This is a genomic window from uncultured Roseovarius sp., assembly GCF_947259555.1.
Lineage (GTDB): Bacteria > Pseudomonadota > Alphaproteobacteria > Rhodobacterales > Rhodobacteraceae > Roseovarius.
The window spans coordinates 30,219-47,781 of the sequence record NZ_CAMYMD010000001.1; the positions used below are offsets into that span (position 1 = coordinate 30,219).

Genomic DNA, 17,563 nt, shown 5'->3' on the forward strand with positions numbered 1-17,563 from the left:
GCGGGAGAGGCGGGGCATTAAGGGAGGACAGACCGATGGCTTTCACATCGCGGCAGGATGCGCTCGACATTCAGAACGAGATGCCTTGGGAGGCGCGTGACAGACCGGCGACGCTTTACAAGATGCTCAGTGAAACCGCGCGCGCCTTTCCGGATCGTCCGGCGCTCAGCTATCAGTTGCTATCGGGGGCCACCGACAAGGCGCAGACCCTGACATGGCAGCAGTTTCACGATCAATGCTGTCAGGCGGCCAATCTGTTCCGCAGCCTGAAACTTGCCGAGGACGATGTCATCGCGCTGGTCCTGCCGAATTGTCTGGAAACGGCTGTGGCCACCATCGGCGGGGCGACCGCCGGGATCGTTAACCCGGTCAACCCGCTGCTGGAGCCCGAACAGATCGGCGCCATCCTGCGTGAGACCGGGGCCAAGGTGGTGGTCACGCTCAAGGCGTTCCCGAAGACCGACATCGCGCAAAAGACCGCCGAGGCAGTGCGCCACGCGCCCGATGTGCACACGGTCTACGAGATTGACCTCAACCGCTATCTGACCCCGCCGAAAAGCTGGATCGTGCCGCTGGTGCGCCCCAAGAACCCGACCGGACACCATGCCGATGTGCTGGATTTCAACAAGGCGATGGCGGGGCAGAGCAAGACCCTGACTTTCGCCGATAGCGCCGGCGACCGGGTTGCCGCCTATTTCCATACCGGCGGCACCACGGGGATGCCCAAGGTCGCGCAGCATAAGTATTCGGGCATGATCTATAATGGCTGGATCGGTCACACGCTGCTCTTCACCGAGGACGACAACGTGATGTGCCCGCTGCCGCTGTTTCATGTCTTTGCCTGCCACGTGATCCTGATGGCCTGCATCAAATCCGGCGCGCATGTGGTCTTTCCCACGCCCGCGGGATATCGCGGCGAGGGCGTGTTCGACAATTTCTGGAAGCTCTGCGAACGCTGGAAGATCAGTTTCGTGATAACCGTGCCGACCGCCGTCTCGGCGCTGATGCAACGCAAGGTCGATGCCGATCTCAGCACCGTCAAGAACGCGTTTTCCGGCTCTGCGCCGATGCCGATGGAGCTGTTTACCCGGTTCGAGAGTGCCACCGGTATGACCGTGATCGAGGGCTACGGGCTGACCGAGGCGACCTGCCTTGTGTCGGCCAACCCGCCCGAGGGGCAGAAGAAAGTGGGCTCTGTCGGGGTGCCTTTTCCCTATACGGATGTGCGCATCTACAAGGTGGTGGACGGGCAGCCGGTGGAATGTGACACCGACGAGGTGGGCGAAATCTGCATTTCCAACCCCGGTGTCTTTGCCGGCAACACCTATACCGAGGCCGCCAAGAATGCCGACCTCTATCACCACGAAACCTACCTGCGCACCGGTGATCTGGGGCGGATCGACGGTGATGGCTATCTGTGGATCACCGGCCGTGCCAAGGATCTGATCATCCGGGGCGGGCACAATATCGACCCGGCGGATATCGAGGAGGCGCTTATGGCGCATCACGACGTGGCCATGGCCGGGGCGATCGGGCAGCCCGATATCTATTCGGGCGAAATGCCCTGCGCCTATGTCGAACTGGTCGAGGGCGGCACGGCGACCGGCGCGGACCTGTTGGAGCATTGCAAGGTCCATGTGCATGAGCGCGCGGCGATCCCGAAATATGTCGAGGTGCTGGACGAATTGCCCAAGACCGCCGTCGGCAAGGTCTTCAAGCCCGAGCTGCGCAAGCATGCGATCACCCGCATCTACAATGCCGCGCTCGATGAGGCGGGTATTGCCGCGCAGGTGACCTCGGTGGTGGATGACAAGAAACGTGGTCTGGTCGCACAGGTCAGCCGCACCGGCGAGGCGGATGAAGAGGCCATCGGTCACGTGCTCGGGCAATTCGTGCGGCCTTGGGAATGGGCGGAGTAAATCCGACCGCACCCCGGATGATACTCAGGCCCGCCCGCAAAGCCCGAGCCGTGCGAGGCGGGTAATCTCCGACATGTAAAGCTCCTGCGGCCAGCCGCAGAGCCGCGTGAGATGCTCCCATGTCGGGATCGAAAGCACCGTCCATAAGAGGTCGGTCGCCTCGCGCTCATCCATGACCAATGCCCCGTCCCGCGCCAGAGCCGCTACCGCAGCGGCACAGCCCTCGCGCATGTCGGCCATGCGCTCATTCCACGCCTTTGCCGCATCGGTATCGGTCTCGCTCATGACCAGCAGGGTCTTGGCGACGCCGAAAATGCGCGGAATGTAATTGCCCCAGGCGGTGATGAACGCCTGCAACCGCGCCTCGCCGGTTTCTGCGGCGCGGCTCTCCGCAAGCATGTTCTGCACGCCGAAGACCGCATCCTGATGCCGTGTCACGGCAATGAACAGTTCCGTCCGATTCGGAAAATGCAGGTAGAGTGCCTGACGGCTGACGCCTGCAGCCTTGGCGATATCCGACATGCGCGCGGCGACACCAGGGTTTGATTCCAGCAGGGTCCAGGCGGCGTTGAGAATACGGTCGCGGGTTGTGAGATTTTCGCTTGACATAGAGTAAACCTTTCGCTTATTTACACAGTGTCAATTTACACAATGTAAAGTCAATGGAGAATCGACATGACCCGCAAGGTATTCATCTGGGTGGCCCATCCTCGCGCCACCTCATTCTGTTCCGCACTCGCCGATGCCTATGAGGCCGGAGCGTCTGAGGCCGGGGCCACAATCCGGCGCATGGATCTCAACGCCATGCGCTTCGATCCGCATTTCGAGGGCTATGGCCCGGACATGCCCGCACTGGAGCCTGACCTCGCGGAATGGCAGGAGAACATCGCCTGGGCCGATCACCTGCTGATCGTGCATCCCTATTGGTGGGGGGCGATGCCCGCGCGGGCCAAAGCGGTGCTCGACCGCGCGCTGACCTCGGGCTTCGGCTTTAAGTATCACCGGCGTGGCATGGGCTGGGACAAATTACTGACCGGCCGCACGGCGGATGCGATCCTCACCTCGGACACGCCGACGCTGATCGACACGCTTCTCTATCTCAAGCCGCCGCGTCGGGTGATCCGCAATCAGGTGCTTAAATTTTGTGGGATCAGGCCGCGCAAGGTCGTGCAGTTCGGCTCGGTCAAGCTGTCGGACGCGACCAAACGCACCCGCTGGATCGAGCGCGCGCGTGACATGGGCCGCACGGCGGCCTGAGACCCCAATACTGGAACAGGAGACAACGATATGACAAATCTAGTGGAACTGATCGTCTTTGGTGGCACCGCGCTCGCCATGGCGTTGGTGGCGGGGGTGTTTCTCGCCTTTTCCGATTTCGTGATGCGTGCGCTCGGGCTGGCGCGGGGCGTGGCCGGGATCAAGGCGATGCAGGTAATCAATCGCGAGGTTTATGGCTCGGCTTTCCTTGTGGCCCTCTTGGGGCTGGCCCCGGTGGCAGTGGCCCTTGGGCTCTACGCGCTTGCCCGTGTCGAGGGGGCGGCGATGGTCTGGATCGTCGCGGGGGCCGCGCTCTATGTGATCGGTACCGTGCTGGTGACGATGCTGGGCAATGTACCGATGAACAAGCGGCTGGATATGATGATGACCGATGCGCCGGATACGCTGATCTATTGGCGGCATTACGTGCGGCGGTGGACGATGTTCAACCACCTGCGCACGGCGGCCTCGGTCCTTGCAGCGGGGGCGTTTGTGGTGGGCACCACGCTCCTCGTCTGAGGTGTGCGCCCCCGCCGCGCTACGGCCGGCGGGGGCGCGATTGACTGGCGTCAGGAGACGTCCTTGTAGCTGACTTCGCGCTTGTCCGCCCCGGTCTTTTCGCGCTGGACGAGCAGCCGGTTGAGCGCGTGGACATAGGCGCGGGCGCTGGCCACGACGGTGTCGGTATCGGCGGATTGCCCGGTCACGATGCGGCCCTCTTCCTCCATCCGCACGGACACGGTGGCCTGCGCGTCGGTGCCCTCGGTCACGGCGGCCACCTGATAAAGTTGCAGCCGCGCCTCATGCGGAAAGAGCGCCTTGACCGCGTTGAAGGTGGCATCCACCGGGCCGTCGCCGGTGGCCTCGGTCGATTGCTCCGCGCCGTCGATCACCATGGTGAGCGTTGCCTTTTGCGGCCCGTCGGTGCCGCAGATCACCTGCAAGTGCTTGATCTGAAGGCGATCGCTTTCATCGTCGAGACCGGCATTAACCAATGCGATCAGGTCCTCGTCATAGACCTCTTTCTTGCGGTCGGCGAGTTCCTTGAACCGCACGAATACGTCGCCCAACTGATTGTCGGCAAGATCATAGCCAAGGTCATGCAGCTTGGAGCGAAGTGCTGCCCGGCCCGAATGCTTGCCCATGACGATATTGGTGGCGGCAAGGCCCACATCCTCGGGGCGCATGATCTCGAATGTTTCGGCGTTCTTGAGCATGCCGTCCTGATGGATGCCCGACTCGTGCGCAAAGGCGTTCTTGCCGACGATGGCCTTGTTGTATTGCACGGCAAAGCCCGACACGGCCGCCACCCGGCGCGAGATGTTCATGATCTTGCGGGTGTCGATACCGGTCTCGTAGGGCATGATGTCGCCGCGGACCTTGAGCGCCATCACCACCTCTTCGAGGGCGGTATTGCCAGCGCGCTCGCCCAAGCCATTGATCGTGCACTCGATCTGCCGCGCGCCGCCTGCGACGGCGGCGAGGGCGTTGGCCGTGGCCATGCCAAGGTCGTTGTGGCAATGGGTGGCAAAGACGATCTCATCCGCGCCCGGCACGTCGTTGATCAGGCGGCGGATCAGATCGGCGCTCTCGACCGGGGCGGTATAGCCCACGGTATCGGGGATGTTGATCGTGGTGGCGCCCGCCTTGATCGCGATTTCGACGACGCGCTTGAGATAGTCCCATTCGGTGCGTGTGGCATCCATCGGCGACCATTGCACGTTGTCACACAGGTTGCGCGCATGGGTCACCGTCTCTTGGATGCGCTCGGCCATCTGGTCCATGTCGAGATTCGGGATGGCGCGGTGCAGCGGCGAGGTGCCGATGAAGGTATGGATGCGCGGGGAATTCGCGTGTTTCACCGCGTCCCAGCAACGGTCAATGTCCTTGAGGTTGGCACGGGCAAGGCCGCAGATCGTGGCATCCTTGGACTGTTTGGCGATCTCGCTGACGGCGCGAAAATCTCCCTCAGAGGCGACGGGAAAGCCCGCCTCGATGATATCGACGCCCATTTCGTCGAGCATCGACGCGATTTCGAGCTTTTCGGCGTGGGTCATGGTCGCGCCGGGCGACTGTTCGCCATCGCGGAGGGTGGTGTCAAAGATCACCACTTTATCTTTGGTTTGATCTGTCATGTCGGGTCTCTTTCAATGAATCCTAAGCCTGGGGCGCGAAAACGGCACATCCTCTGAGCGGTCGCGCCATGACGGCACGCTCAGAGGCGGCTTAGGCCTAGCAGAACAGCCCGGAGGCCGCGCCGAGGGGCGCGGGGCAGGCGGGCGATATGGTTCTGCATCAACATGGCGAAAACTATAAGAGCGGCGCCCGCCGATGAAAACCCCGAAATTTTGCGGCGCGGGCGGATCGGGCTTGAAGCGGCTGTGCAGCCGGCTAGCTCTGCGATCATGAATGAAGCATTGATCATAGGGGCCTCTGGTGGCATCGGGCGGGCCGTCTCCGAGGCGTTGAGCGCGCGCGGCGCGGCGGTCACCGCCCTGTCGCGCAGCGCAGACGGGCTCGACGTGACCGACGAATCCTCCGTTGAGACGGCGTTGGGGCGGCTTGACGGGTCCTATGACCTGATCCTCGTGGCGACCGGCGCGTTGGAGATCGACGGCGCGCGGCCCGAAAAGGCGCTCAAGCAGGTGACGCCCGAGGCGATGATGGATCAGTTCGCGCTGAATTGCGTCGGGCCGTCACTGGTTTTGAAACACGCCGTGCGGCTCTTGCCGCGTGACGGGCGTTGCGTGTTCGCGGCCCTCTCGGCGCGGGTCGGCTCGATCGGGGATAACGGCTTTGGCGGCTGGTACAGCTATCGCACCGCCAAGGCGGCGCTCAACCAGATGATCCACACCGGGGCTATAGAGCTGGGCCGCAGCCACCGCGAGGCGATTTGCGTCGCACTGCATCCCGGCACCGTGCAGACGCCCTTTACCGAGAAATACCTCGGTCGACATCCGTCGGTGCCGCCCGAAGAGGCGGCGCAGAACCTGCTGTCGGTGATCGACGATTTGACGGTCGAGGATAGCGGGCAATTCTTTGACTGGCAGGGCGCGCAGGTGCCATGGTAGGGCGTCTTGTCCTCGTGCTGGGCGATCAGCTGAGCCACGGATTGGCGGCGCTGCGCGAGGCCGACAAGTCCCGCGATATCGTGGTCATGGCTGAGGTGATGGAGGAGGGCACATATGTCCCCCATCACCCCAAGAAAATCGCGTTGATCCTGTCGGCCATGCGCCATTTCGCGCACGAATTGCGCGAGGATGGCTGGCAGGTCGCCTATACTCGGCTGGATGATCCCGAGGCCAGCAAGAGCATCGTCGGCGAGTTGATGCGCCGCGGGCAAGAGCATGGCACGTCGGAGATGATCGCCACGCAACCCGGCGAATGGCGGCTGATCGAGGCGCTTGAGAACGCCCCGCTGACCCTGACGCAACTGCCCGACGATCGCTTCATTTGCAGCCTTGACGAGTTCGACCGATGGGCCGAGGGCCGCAAGGAACTGCGGATGGAGTATTTCTACCGCGAGATGCGACGCAAGACGGGTCTGATGATGGAGGGCGACACACCGGCGGGCGGCAAGTGGAACTATGACCACGACAATCGCAAACCGGCGAAACCCGGCATGCTGCGCGCCCGCCCGATGCGGTTCACCCCGGATGCAGTCACCGAGGAGGTGCTCGATCTGGTCGAGGCGCGCTTTGGTGATAATTTCGGGGATCTGCGCCCGTTCTGGTTCGGGGTGACCTCGGCGCAGGCCAAGCGCGGACTCGATCATTTCGCCAAAAACCTGCTGGCGGGGTTCGGCGATTATCAGGATGCGATGCTACAGGATGACCGGTTTGTACATCACTCGGTCATTTCAATGTATTTGAACATCGGATTGCTCAATGCTGTGGATATCTGCCACCGTGTGGTTGAGGAATGGCAAGCAGGACGCGTGCCGATCAATGCCGCCGAGGGCTATATCCGGCAGGTGATCGGCTGGCGCGAATACATGCGCGGGATCTATTTCCGCGAGGGGCCGGGCTATACGGCGCGCAACACGCTGGGCCAGACCCGTGATTTGCCCTGGTTTTATTGGAGCGGCGAGACAAGGATGAACTGCGTCGCGCAAGCCGTTGATCAGACGAAGGAAGAGGCTTACGCGCACCATATCCAGCGGCTGATGGTGACGGGCAATTTCGCGCTGCTGGCGGGCATTGACCCGGGCCAGGTGCATGAGTGGTATCTGGCCGTCTATGCCGATGCGTTCGAGTGGGTCGAAGCCCCCAACGTGATCGGGATGAGCCAGTTCGCCGATGGCGGCATCATCGCCTCCAAGCCCTATATCTCATCGGGCAATTACATCGCAAAGATGTCGGATTACTGCGCGTCCTGCGGCTATTCGGTGAAGCAGAAGACGGGCGAGGGGGCGTGTCCCTTCAATCTGCTTTACTGGGATTTCCTGATCCGTCACCGCGACCGGTTCGGGCGCAATCCGCGCATGGGGCCGGTCTATCGCACATGGGACAAGATGGACGAGACGCGCCGCGCGGCGGTGCTGGAGGGGGCCGCGCAGGTGCTTGACGATCTCGACGCGGGCCGCCCGGTTTGACTCCTGATGCCTGATCACTCGGTCCGGGTCGTGTTTTCGGTCAGCGCGCCGTCTTCCCATGTTCCGCTGGCTTCTTGGCCGCTGGCGTAGCGCATCGTGCCCTCGCCTTGACGTTTGCCCGCGCGGAACGTCCCCTCGTAGACATCGCCATTGGTGTAGGTGGCCACGCCCTGACCCGAGATTTCGCCGTCGCGCCATTCGCCCTCGTAGACGAATCCGTCGGGCATGGTGATCTTGCCTTGCCCGTGACGCTGACCTTCGGCGAATTCGCCCACATAGATCGTGCCGTCGGGATAGGTGGCGGTGCCCTGCCCGTGACGCTGACCATTCTGCCATTCGCCTTCATAGCGATAACCATCGGGATAGGTCATCACGCCCTGGCCATGATTGCGCGCGTTCTCGAATTCGCCCTCGTAAACCAGTCCGTTGGGATAAGTTGCGCGGCCTGATCCCTCGATGACGCCCCCCACCCATTCGCCCTCATAGGTCGAGCCGTCCGGATAGGTGATGCGCCCCTCGCCATTGGCCAGATCGTCGCGAAATTCGCCTTCGTAGACCGAGCCATCGGGGTATGTCACGCGCCCCTCGCCCGAGATCTTGCCCGCGACCCAATCGCCTTCGTAAACATAGCCATCGGTTCCGGTAAACTTGCCCTCGCCGTGGCGGCGGTCATCTTTGAACTCGCCCTCGTAGACGTCGCCATTTTCATAGGTCACGCGGCCCGTTCCCTCGCGGCGCCCGGCAACCAGATCCCCCTCGTAGATATCGCCGTTGGGTTGGATCAGCTTGCCCTCGCCGTCGATCTCGCCGGCTTGCCACGTGCCTTCGTAGATCAGGCCGTCGGGCATGGTCAGCTTGCCCTGACCCTCGCGCGCGCCACGCGCGACTTCGCCTTCGTAGATGGCACCGTCCGGATAGGTGATCGTCGCCATGCCCTCCTTGACGCCATTCACCCAATCCCCCTCGTAGACATAGCCGCCGGGGCTCTCCATGCGGCCGCGCCCGTGGTGCATCGCGTTGAGGAAGCCGCCCTCGTACCGCACCCCGTTGGCGTAAATGGCGACGCCCTGACCGGTGATCTTGCCGTCATTCCATTCACCTTCATAGGTGCCGCCATCGGTGAACACGATCTTGCCGATGCCATTGGGTTTGCCGCGGGCAAACTCGCCTTCATAGACGGAGCCGTTGGGAAAGCGCGCCACGCCGCGACCCTTGATTTCGCCCTCGACCCATTCGCCGGAATACTCGTATCCGTTGGGCAGCGTATAGGTGCCGGTCCCATGTTGCAGCCCGTCCTTGAACGTGCCCTCATAGATGCCGCCATCGTCGTATTGCTTGGTCTCGACCTCCCCGTCCTGCGCCGCAGCAAGGGAGGCGCAGCCAAGAGCGGCGATCAGAAAAGTGGATCTTGTCAGCGAAAATTTCATATCTGCCCCGATGCCCGATGCCGCCAGATTGTGCGGAGTCTGCGCAAATCTAGAGGACGGGACAAAGACTGACAACGGGTTTTGGCCAAATCGGCTTTCCCTCCGGCGGCGATCTGCTACATCAGGCGCGTGGAATTGCAAGGGGCAACGGCATGGTTGACAGGTTTCGCCTGACGCTGGCGCAGCTGAACCCGACGGTGGGCGATCTGGCGGGCAATGCGCGCGCGGCGCGCGCCGCGTGGACCGAGGGGCGTGAGGCCGGCGCCGACATGGTAGCGCTGCCCGAGATGTTCATCACCGGCTACAATCCGCAGGATCTGGTGATGAAACCTGCGTTTCATCAAGCTGCAATTGCCGAGATCGAGGCGCTGGCGCGCGATTGTGCGGACGGACCCGCGCTCGCCATAGGGGGCCCCGCGCTGGAGGGCGCCGGGCTCTACAATGCCTATTACGTGCTGCAAGGCGGCACGGTGCGGGCCTGTGTGTTGAAGCACCACCTGCCGAATGAAACCGTGTTTGACGAGGTTCGTCTCTATGAGAGCGGCCCGGTTGCAGGACCCTATACCGTGAGCGGTGTGCGCATCGGCAGCCCGATCTGTGAAGATGCCTGGCACGAAGACGTGCCCGAGACGCTGGCCGAGACCGGGGCCGAGATGCTGCTGGTGCCGAATGGCTCGCCGCATTACCGCGACAAGATGAATACCCGTCAGAACCTGATGGTGGCGCGCGTGATCGAGACCGGTCTGCCGTTGATTTACCTCAATCTTGTCGGTGGGCAGGATGATCAGATCTTCGATGGCGGCTCTTTTGTCCTCAATCCGGGCGGTGGTTTGGCGTTGCAGCTGCCGATGTTCGAAGAAGTTGTGGCGCATGTCGATCTGGGGCGCGGGCCGGAGGGCTGGCGCGCCGTGCCCGGTGCGTTGGCGCAGGTGCCGGATGATTTGGAGCAGGATTACCACGCGATGGTCCTGTCGCTGCGCGACTACCTGCGCAAAGCGGGGTTTTCCAAGGTCCTGCTCGGGTTGTCCGGCGGGGTGGATAGCGCGATCGTCGCGACGATCGCGGCGGACGCGCTCGGGCCCGCGAATGTCCGTTGCGTGATGCTGCCGTCGGAATACACCTCGGAGGACTCGCTGGAGGATGCGAGGGCCGTGGCCGAGAACCTTGGCTGTCGGTACGATTTCGTGCCGATTGCCGAGGGCCGCGCGGCGATCACCGCGACGCTTGCGCCGCTCTTTGAGGACACAGAGCCCGACCTCACAGAGGAAAATATCCAGTCGCGGCTGCGCGGTCTGTTGCTGATGGCGTTGTCGAATAAATTCGGCGAGATGCTGTTGACCACCGGCAACAAATCGGAGGTCGCCGTGGGCTATGCCACGATCTATGGCGACATGGCGGGCGGCTACAATCCGATCAAGGATCTGTACAAGACGCGGGTCTTCGAGATCTGCCGCTGGCGCAACGCCCATCGTCGCGGCTGGATGCAAGGGCCCGCTGGAACGGTCATCCCGACGCGGGTCATCGACAAGCCGCCAAGTGCGGAGTTGCGCGCCGATCAGAAAGACAGCGACTCGTTGCCCGACTACCCGGTGCTGGACGGTATTCTGCACATTCTTGTGGATCAGGACGGCTCGATTTCCGATTGTGTCGCGGCAGGCTATGATGCGGCGGATGCCGAGAAAGTCGAACACCTGCTTTATGTCAGTGAATACAAGCGGTTTCAGGCCGCGCCTGGCACACGGCTCAGCAAGCGCGCGTTCTGGCTGGATCGGCGGTATCCGATCGTCAACCGCTGGCGCGACGGTGCGCGGGGGCACTGAGCGGGGCTATTCGGCGGCAGGCCGCTTTTCAGAGGTCGTATAGGGCGTGCCGCGTGCGAGCAGGCGTTCGACATATGCGATCAGGTCAGCCTTGCGCAGGGGCTTGCCGAGAAATCCGTCCATCCCCGCCAGCTGCGCATCCCGGCGATGGTGGTCGAGAACGTTCGCGGTGACAGCGACCACATGCGCCGACACAAGGTCATGAGCGGCCTCATGGGTGCGAATGAGCCCGGTGGCCTGATAGCCGTCCATGCCCGGCATTGAGACGTCCATCAAGACCAGGTCGGCGGGCTCGTCGCCGTAGAGCGCGACCGCGTCCGTGCCGCTGTGCGCCAGCCGCAGCCGCGCCCCGGATCGGGAGAAATATCGCTCAAGAAGCAGGCGATTCGTGGCGTTGTCATCGGCGGCGAGGATGTTGAGACCAATGGCCCAATTGTCCGTCCGTCCGGTCGCCGTGCTGTCTGTCGCAGTGGGTGCCTCGGCCTTGCCGGTGCCAAGAACCGCGCGAATTGCATCCAGCATTTGCCGTTCGCGCAGCGGCTTGCGCAAGACCGCACGGACGTGATCGCCGACGGGATGGGCCCTGTCGGACATGAGAATTCGGGGAATCTCGTCTGGCAGGTCGGTTTCGGGGCTTTCGATATCGCGCAGGATCAGGTCCGGTGGGTCCGCGTCGGGGCCGACGGGCAAGGCATCCGGTGCCGCCGCGTCGAGCACGCGCGCGCCAAGATGGGTCAGCGGTGCGGCAATGCCGGCGCGGCGGTCCGGGCACGGGTCGAGCAGCCAGATCACCGGTGACGGGTGAGATGGCCGGGCCAGCGGTTCCGCCCGCAACCCGCGCCCGCCGTGTTCCTGTGGCACCAGCGGCAGGGTTATGTCGAACCGGGTGCCGTGGCCCTCTTGCGAATGCAGCGCGACCGAGCCCCCCATGAGCGAGACCAGCTGGCGGCTCACCGCGAGGCCGAGACCCGTCCCACCAAAGCTGCGAGCGTTTGTATTGTCGGCCTGTTCGAACGCGCGAAAGACTTTGTCGTGCTGATCCTCGGAGATGCCCAGGCCACTGTCGACGACGCGAATGAGGAATTGTTCGTGGGCACCCGGCCTTGCATGAATCGCGACATGACCCTGCATCGTGAACTTTACCGCGTTGCCGACGATATTCATCAATATCTGGCGCAGCCGCCCGGCATCGCCAAGAATCATATCGGGCAGGTTCGGTGCCACATCGGCATAGAATGTCAGCCCCTTGCGCGCCGCCAGCGGTGCAAGCAGCTGGGTCACGTCCTCGATGATTTCGCGCAGGCGGAAGGCTTCGTTCGACAAGGTGAGTTTACCCGCCTCGATCTTGGAGAAATCGAGAATATCGTTGATGATCGTGAGGAGCGCGTCGCCAGAGCGCATGATCGTGCTCACATAGCAGTCCTGCTCGGGGGTGATATCGGTCTCGGAGAGCATGTCGGCCATGCCGATGATGCCATTCATAGGCGTCCGGATTTCATGGCTCATCTTTGCCAGAAAGTCAGATTTTGCCTCGTTCGCGCTGACCGCGATTTCGCGGGTTTCCTCTAGCCGTGAGATAAGGCGGTTGAGCGGCCGGCCAACGATCACGCGAAACGAGATCCAGTTGGCCACGGTCGCGATCAGGATGCCGCCGGCCAGCACAAGAACCAGAAAATCCCGCTGATAGCGTTTGACCGTGGCGATCTCGCGCTCGTCGAAGCGCGTGACAAGTTCTGTGATCGGCCACGAATATATCTCATATGGCAACGACAGGGCGCTCTGTGCGCCGGTGCAGCCAAGACCCTGAGGCACCACGGCCAGCCGCTCGCGGCTTTTCGGGTCAACCAACTCGACGCATCTGATTGCCGGGTCACCGAGCAGCGTTTGCATCAGGTCGTACACGTAGGGTGCGGACCAATCGGTGGGGCCATCGCTGAGGTCACTGAACCGTTCCAGCGCACCGCCCAGCCGCGCGGTCGCGTTTCCGATCCGCATCGCCATTGCCTCTTCGCTGCGCAAAAGGTTTTTCTCGCTGAGCCAGACCAGACCCGTCCCGGCGAAGAGCAGGAATGTGGGGACCATCACGGCCGTAAGCTTGAGATAGAGGCCCAGCGTCGGGGTGCGCGGGTCGGCGGTATCGGTCAGTGCCATCTGGTCATTCCAGCCGTTCGGCGCGGCCCGATTCCATCAGCGCGTGCAGTGGTGCGCGATTGTCGATCTCGGTGCGGATGACGCCAAAGCGCCCTTCGCCATGCGTGATGTAATAGTCCACTGGTGCCTCTCGACCATCCTTTGTCACCAGCGTCGCGCACATCACGTAGACATCGCCCAGCTTGAGGATCACCTCATGGTTCTCGGTCGGGTAAAACCGGGTGAGCGAACCAGTCTCAAGATCAAGATGTGGCAGCGCGCCGCCGAGCATCGAACGGCTGAGGCTGCGCTGCAAGGCGGCCTGCAACCTGGTTCGCAATTCTGTCAGTGATTGAGCCTCGGCACCCGTTCCGGTGAAGATGCTCAGGCTCAGGAGCGCTAGAAATACCAAGCGTATCATACCGGCCAATGTCCTCTCAGCGTGGGCTCCAGCCCATCCAATGCCACAAGGGTTACCAAACCCTTGGCGGCGGCCGCCTCGGTGATCACAAGGCCGTGATCCGCTGTCCGGCGCCACGCTGTTGTGACTTGTATTCACCCGTGTCCCGGGCGCAGGCTGTGGCCGAACAAAAACGGAGCCGGACATGAGACACCTTTCTGTCATTGCCGCGGTATGCGTGCTCTTGGGTGCGGGTGTCGCGTCCGCATGTGGCGCGGATACCGATTGTCGCATCGGAGACCGGCATTACCGTATCGCCATGCCCGACGGACAATCACAGGTCCCGGTCGGTGCGGTCGTGTTTGCCCATGGCTATCGTGGATCGGCGGCGGCGGTGATGCGCAATGGCAACCTTCGGCGCGTGGTGTCGGATATGGGCCTGGCGCTTATCGCGCTCAAATCCGCCGATGACGATTGGGTCATTCCGGCGTCTCCCAGCCATATGGAGGCCGACGGATCGGTCGAGTACACCTATGTCGAGGCAGTGATCAAGGATGCGGCAGATCGTTTTTCCATTGATACGGCACGGCTCATGGCGACCGGGTTCTCGGCGGGGGGCATGATGGTCTGGAACCTTGCCTGCACCATGCCACAGCGCTTCGCGGGCTTTGCAGCAATTGCCGGCACGTTCTGGAAGGGTCCGCCTGATGATTGTGAGACACCGGCGGCGAGCCTCGTTCATATCCACGGGCGCAGCGACCCCACGGTGCCGCTCGACGGACGACCTATAAGAGAGACCTGGCAGGGCAAGGTCTCTGAGTCCATGGACATGTACGAACGCATCGGGGGCTTCAGCCCGGCGGGCGACCTGACCGAGGGAGACCTCGAATGCCAGAGCAGCCGCAATCCGCGCGGCGAGATCCTAGAGCTGTGCCTGCACCCTGGCGGGCATTCGTTCCGCAGCAGCTATGTCAAATTCGCCTGGGAGCGACTGCACACGGCGGGGCAACTCTGATCGGGTCCCGATTCCTTTATGGACCAAATACTCCGGGGGTCCGGGGGCCGCGCCCCCGGCGGGTCGGATGGCGTCAGCCATCCGAAACGGGAATGCCTCATTCCCACCAGCGGTCGATCGAAGCGATATCGGCATCCGACCAGCCGAGGTGATGGGCAAACTCATGCACGACCACATGGCGCACCAGATCGGACATGCGCACGTTTCCCCGGCCCTTCCATTCCGCCAGGATAGGCGCGCGAAAGAGCCAGACCGTATCGGGGCCGAGCGGCTGGTCGAAGCTGGATTTCTCGGTGAGCGGGATGCCTTCGTAAAGCCCGGTCAGATCGAGCGGGTCGTCGATCTCCATCTCTTGCAGGATATGCTGGGGTGGCCAGTCCGTCACGATCAGTGCCACGTCCCGCGTGGCGCTGCGGAACGCCTCGGGCAGTTGCGCGAGGGCGCGCCGCGCCATGTCGTCGATCTCTTCGAGGCTGGGGTCCGGGTCATGCATCCCGGCGATATGGGGCGCGGGGGCGGGAAAGTAAATCCGCCCCCGCCCAACTGTCACAGCATCAGCTGATAGCTGGTCGGCTCGTAAACGAAGCCGTCGCCCCTGGCCGAGACATAGCCTGTGCCGGGCCAGGGCATGTGATAGCCGACAAAGGGGATCTTGTCGGCGGCCAGCATGCCAAGCAGACGGCGGCGAGTTTCGGCGGCCTTGGCCTTGTCCATGTCGAACTTCACCTCCCAATCCGGATAGCCCAGCGACCAGACATAGTGATTCGCGAAATCCGCCGCGATCAGAAGCTGGCTGCCGCCGCTCTCGATCATGTAGGCCGTGTGGCCGGGCGTGTGGCCATGCGCGGCCATTGCGGTGATGCCCGGGGCGACGCTGGCCCCGTCGCCGATCATCCCGGTCTGTTCGGCCAGCGGGCGCATCTTGGCATCAAAGGTTCCGTTGTCCATCGCCGCCCAGGCGTCGAATTCGGTGCTCGCGGTCACATAGCGGGCATTGCCGAAGGTCGCGCCACCGTCGCCCATCAGCCCGCCGATATGGTCGCCATGCATATGCGTGATCACCACCACATCGATCTGATCGGGGGTGTAGCCTGCCGCCTCCAGCGCGGAAGTGATCCCCTCGGGGTTGAGCCCGGTGTCGAACAACACTAGCTCGCTGCCGGTATTCACCACCGTCGGGGTGAAGAAGAATTGCGCCTGATCGGTGGGGATGTTGGCCGCGGCGGAGGCCTCGTCGAAGGTTGCCTTGTCCACATTGAGGCCGAAGATCGAATGCGGGTCGGGGCGGGGCGTGGTGGCGGCCAGAAGCGTCGTCACCTCGAAATCGCCAAGCGTCACGCGGTTGAAGCGCGTGGTGCCCGCGCCCATCATCGGCGCTGTGGCGCGCGCGGATGTGGCGGCGACACCGGCCAGCGGCAGGGCTGCGGCCGAGCCCAGAACGGCGCGGCGGGTGAGAGTGGTGCGGGACATGAAAAACCTCCTGTTTCTGTGTTCCTGACAAACCTTAGCGCAGTTGCATGTAGCGCGATTGACGGTCACGCAAATTTGAGATGCTTGCACGGGACAGGTCACCTCTTTCAGATGACCTGCGCCGAAGGTATCTTAACGGCATGTTGACCCTGTTCCAGAACCGCGATTATGCACGCCTGTTCGCAGCACAGGTCGTGGCGCTCGTGGGCACCGGGCTGCTGACCGTGGCGCTTGGCCTTCTGGCCTATGATTTCGCGGGGGATCGCGCGGGGCTGGTGCTGGGCACGGCCTATACGATCAAGATGGTGGCCTATGTGGGGCTGTCGCCTATTGCACAGGCACTGGTGCAGCGGCTGCCGCGCAAGGCGGTGCTGATCGGGGCCGATCTCATTCGTGCGGGCGTGGCGCTTTGCCTGCCGTTTGTCAGCGATCTGTGGCAGGTCTACGGGCTGATCTTCGTGTTGCAGGCCGCCTCGGCCACCTTCACCCCGGCCTATCAGGCGGTGTTGCCCGATGTGCTGCCCGACGAGCGCGACTATACCCGGGCGCTGTCGCTGTCGCGCATGGCCTATGATCTGGAGAACCTGACAAGCCCGGCATTGGCCGGTCTCTTGCTGACGGTGATGAGCTATCACTGGCTGTTTCTGGGCACGGTGGCGGGGTTTGTCGGGTCCGCGCTTCTGGTGGCGGTGGCGGTGATCCCCGCGCTGCGCGGCACGACCGCCGCACGCCCGTTCCGCGAGCGTCTGTCGCGGGGTTTGCGCATCTATCTGGCGACGCCGCGCTTGCGCGGGCTGCTGGCGCTCAATCTTGCTGCGGCTTCGGTCGGGGCCTTCGTGCTCGTGAACACCGTGGTTATGGTCCGCGGCGATTATGGCGCGGGCGAGACCGGTCTGGCGATTGCGATGGCGGCTTTTGGCGCGGGCTCTATGGCGGCGGCGCTGATCCTGCCGCGCCTGCTCGAGCACCTGCCGGATCGGCGGGTGATGATGGCGGGCGCGCGCGGCTTGATTGCCCTGGCGTTGCTGATGGGCGCGCTGATCTGGCTAGAGGGGCTTCCGGGTTGGGGTGTGTTTCTGCTGGTCTGGACGGCTATCGGTTTTCTCTATTCCAGCATCCTCACGCCCTCGGGGCGGCTGTTGCGGCGCTCGGCCCATGCCGAGGACCGCCCGGCGATCTTTGCCGCGCAATTTGCGCTGAGCCATGCCTGCTGGCTGCTCACGTACCCTCTGGCCGGTTGGGCGGGGCAGGCGATGGGCATGGGGCCGGCCTTGATGTTGCTCGCTTGCGTAGCGACGCTGGGGCTGGTGACGGCGGCGCGGCTCTGGCCCGCCGGTCTGCCGGAAGCACCCGAGCATGAACATCCGGACCTGCCCGAGGATCACCCGCATCTGCGCGCCCATGGCGGGCGGCGGCACGCGCATGCCTTCGTGATCGATGACGAGCATCACGTCTGGCCCACCCACGGCTAAAGCGCCGCAATCTGGACAATCGCCCGCGCCTGTGACAAAGCCCGCGCGACAGTCAGGAG

General features: G+C 63.2%; 15 protein-coding genes. 8 read left to right on the forward strand and 7 right to left on the reverse strand.

Translation table 11 applies throughout. The features are described 5' to 3' along the window. The first annotated feature begins 35 nt into the window (after positions 1 to 35). A complete protein-coding gene (locus Q0X85_RS00165) occupies positions 36 to 1,919 on the forward strand; it encodes an acyl-CoA synthetase (RefSeq protein WP_297767384.1) in 1,884 nt (627 codons plus the stop codon). Between the two features lie 24 nt (positions 1,920 to 1,943). On the opposite strand, the gene Q0X85_RS00170 is transcribed toward Q0X85_RS00165, so the two are convergent. Beyond that, on the reverse strand, positions 1,944 to 2,528 hold the full coding sequence (locus Q0X85_RS00170) for a TetR/AcrR family transcriptional regulator (protein ID WP_297767386.1): 585 nt from the start codon (positions 2,526 to 2,528) through the stop codon (positions 1,944 to 1,946). Between the two features lie 66 nt (positions 2,529 to 2,594). Here Q0X85_RS00170 and Q0X85_RS00175 point away from each other — a divergent pair, with 66 nt between their 5' ends. Both Q0X85_RS00175 and Q0X85_RS00180 read left to right on the forward strand, forming a co-directional pair. Then, complete coding sequence (locus tag Q0X85_RS00175) at positions 2,595 to 3,176, forward strand: NAD(P)H-dependent oxidoreductase (RefSeq protein WP_297767389.1); 582 nt, start codon at positions 2,595 to 2,597, stop codon at positions 3,174 to 3,176. A 30-nt stretch (positions 3,177 to 3,206) separates the two neighbouring features. Then, a complete protein-coding gene (locus tag Q0X85_RS00180) occupies positions 3,207 to 3,695 on the forward strand; it encodes an anthrone oxygenase family protein (protein WP_297767391.1) in 489 nt (162 codons plus the stop codon). 50 nt (positions 3,696 to 3,745) lie between these two features. Here the strand turns inward: Q0X85_RS00180 and Q0X85_RS00185 are convergent, their stop codons facing one another. Continuing rightward, on the reverse strand, positions 3,746 to 5,311 hold the full coding sequence (locus Q0X85_RS00185; protein WP_297767394.1) for a 2-isopropylmalate synthase: 1,566 nt from the start codon (positions 5,309 to 5,311) through the stop codon (positions 3,746 to 3,748). 270 nt (positions 5,312 to 5,581) lie between these two features. Between Q0X85_RS00185 and Q0X85_RS00190 the strand changes: the two genes are divergently transcribed. After that, positions 5,582 to 6,247 carry an SDR family NAD(P)-dependent oxidoreductase gene (locus Q0X85_RS00190; RefSeq protein WP_297767396.1) on the forward strand — a complete coding sequence of 222 codons (666 nt, stop codon included), beginning with the start codon at positions 5,582 to 5,584 and terminating at the stop codon, positions 6,245 to 6,247. Then, on the forward strand, positions 6,241 to 7,770 hold the full coding sequence (locus Q0X85_RS00195; RefSeq protein ID WP_297767397.1) for a cryptochrome/photolyase family protein: 1,530 nt from the start codon (positions 6,241 to 6,243) through the stop codon (positions 7,768 to 7,770). Before Q0X85_RS00190 ends, Q0X85_RS00195 begins: the two co-directional genes overlap by 7 nt. A gap of 14 nt (positions 7,771 to 7,784) precedes the next feature. On the opposite strand, the gene Q0X85_RS00200 is transcribed toward Q0X85_RS00195, so the two are convergent. Continuing rightward, positions 7,785 to 9,197: a 2-isopropylmalate synthase gene (locus Q0X85_RS00200; RefSeq protein ID WP_297767400.1), complete on the reverse strand. Its 1,413-nt coding sequence runs from the start codon at positions 9,195 to 9,197 to the stop codon at positions 7,785 to 7,787. Positions 9,198 to 9,349: 152 nt separating this feature from the next. Here Q0X85_RS00200 and Q0X85_RS00205 point away from each other — a divergent pair, with 152 nt between their 5' ends. Continuing rightward, complete coding sequence (locus tag Q0X85_RS00205; protein ID WP_297767403.1) at positions 9,350 to 11,017, forward strand: NAD+ synthase; 1,668 nt, start codon at positions 9,350 to 9,352, stop codon at positions 11,015 to 11,017. Positions 11,018 to 11,023: 6 nt separating this feature from the next. Here Q0X85_RS00205 and Q0X85_RS00210 read toward each other — a convergent pair whose 3' ends face one another. Both Q0X85_RS00210 and Q0X85_RS00215 read right to left on the reverse strand, forming a co-directional pair. Next, a complete protein-coding gene (locus Q0X85_RS00210; protein WP_297767405.1) occupies positions 11,024 to 13,168 on the reverse strand; it encodes an ATP-binding protein in 2,145 nt (714 codons plus the stop codon). 4 nt (positions 13,169 to 13,172) lie between these two features. Next, positions 13,173 to 13,568: a hypothetical protein gene (locus Q0X85_RS00215; RefSeq protein ID WP_297767408.1), complete on the reverse strand. Its 396-nt coding sequence runs from the start codon at positions 13,566 to 13,568 to the stop codon at positions 13,173 to 13,175. 184 nt (positions 13,569 to 13,752) lie between these two features. On the opposite strand from Q0X85_RS00215, the gene Q0X85_RS00220 reads away from it, so the two are divergent. Further along, the gene (locus tag Q0X85_RS00220; RefSeq protein ID WP_297767411.1) at positions 13,753 to 14,562 is read left to right on the forward strand and encodes a prolyl oligopeptidase family serine peptidase; all 810 of its coding nucleotides are present in this window, start codon (positions 13,753 to 13,755) and stop codon (positions 14,560 to 14,562) included. Between the two features lie 97 nt (positions 14,563 to 14,659). Here the strand turns inward: Q0X85_RS00220 and Q0X85_RS00225 are convergent, their stop codons facing one another. Continuing rightward, positions 14,660 to 15,055: a metallopeptidase family protein gene (locus Q0X85_RS00225; RefSeq protein WP_297767414.1), complete on the reverse strand. Its 396-nt coding sequence runs from the start codon at positions 15,053 to 15,055 to the stop codon at positions 14,660 to 14,662. Positions 15,056 to 15,108: 53 nt separating this feature from the next. Continuing rightward, positions 15,109 to 16,032, reverse strand: coding sequence for an MBL fold metallo-hydrolase (locus Q0X85_RS00230; protein ID WP_297767416.1), 924 nt, complete (start codon positions 16,030 to 16,032; stop codon positions 15,109 to 15,111). Between the two features lie 140 nt (positions 16,033 to 16,172). On the opposite strand from Q0X85_RS00230, the gene Q0X85_RS00235 reads away from it, so the two are divergent. Next, positions 16,173 to 17,504 (forward strand): MFS transporter, encoded by a 1,332-nt coding sequence (locus tag Q0X85_RS00235; protein ID WP_297767418.1) that lies wholly within the window; start codon positions 16,173 to 16,175, stop codon positions 17,502 to 17,504. Positions 17,505 to 17,563 lie beyond the last annotated feature (59 nt).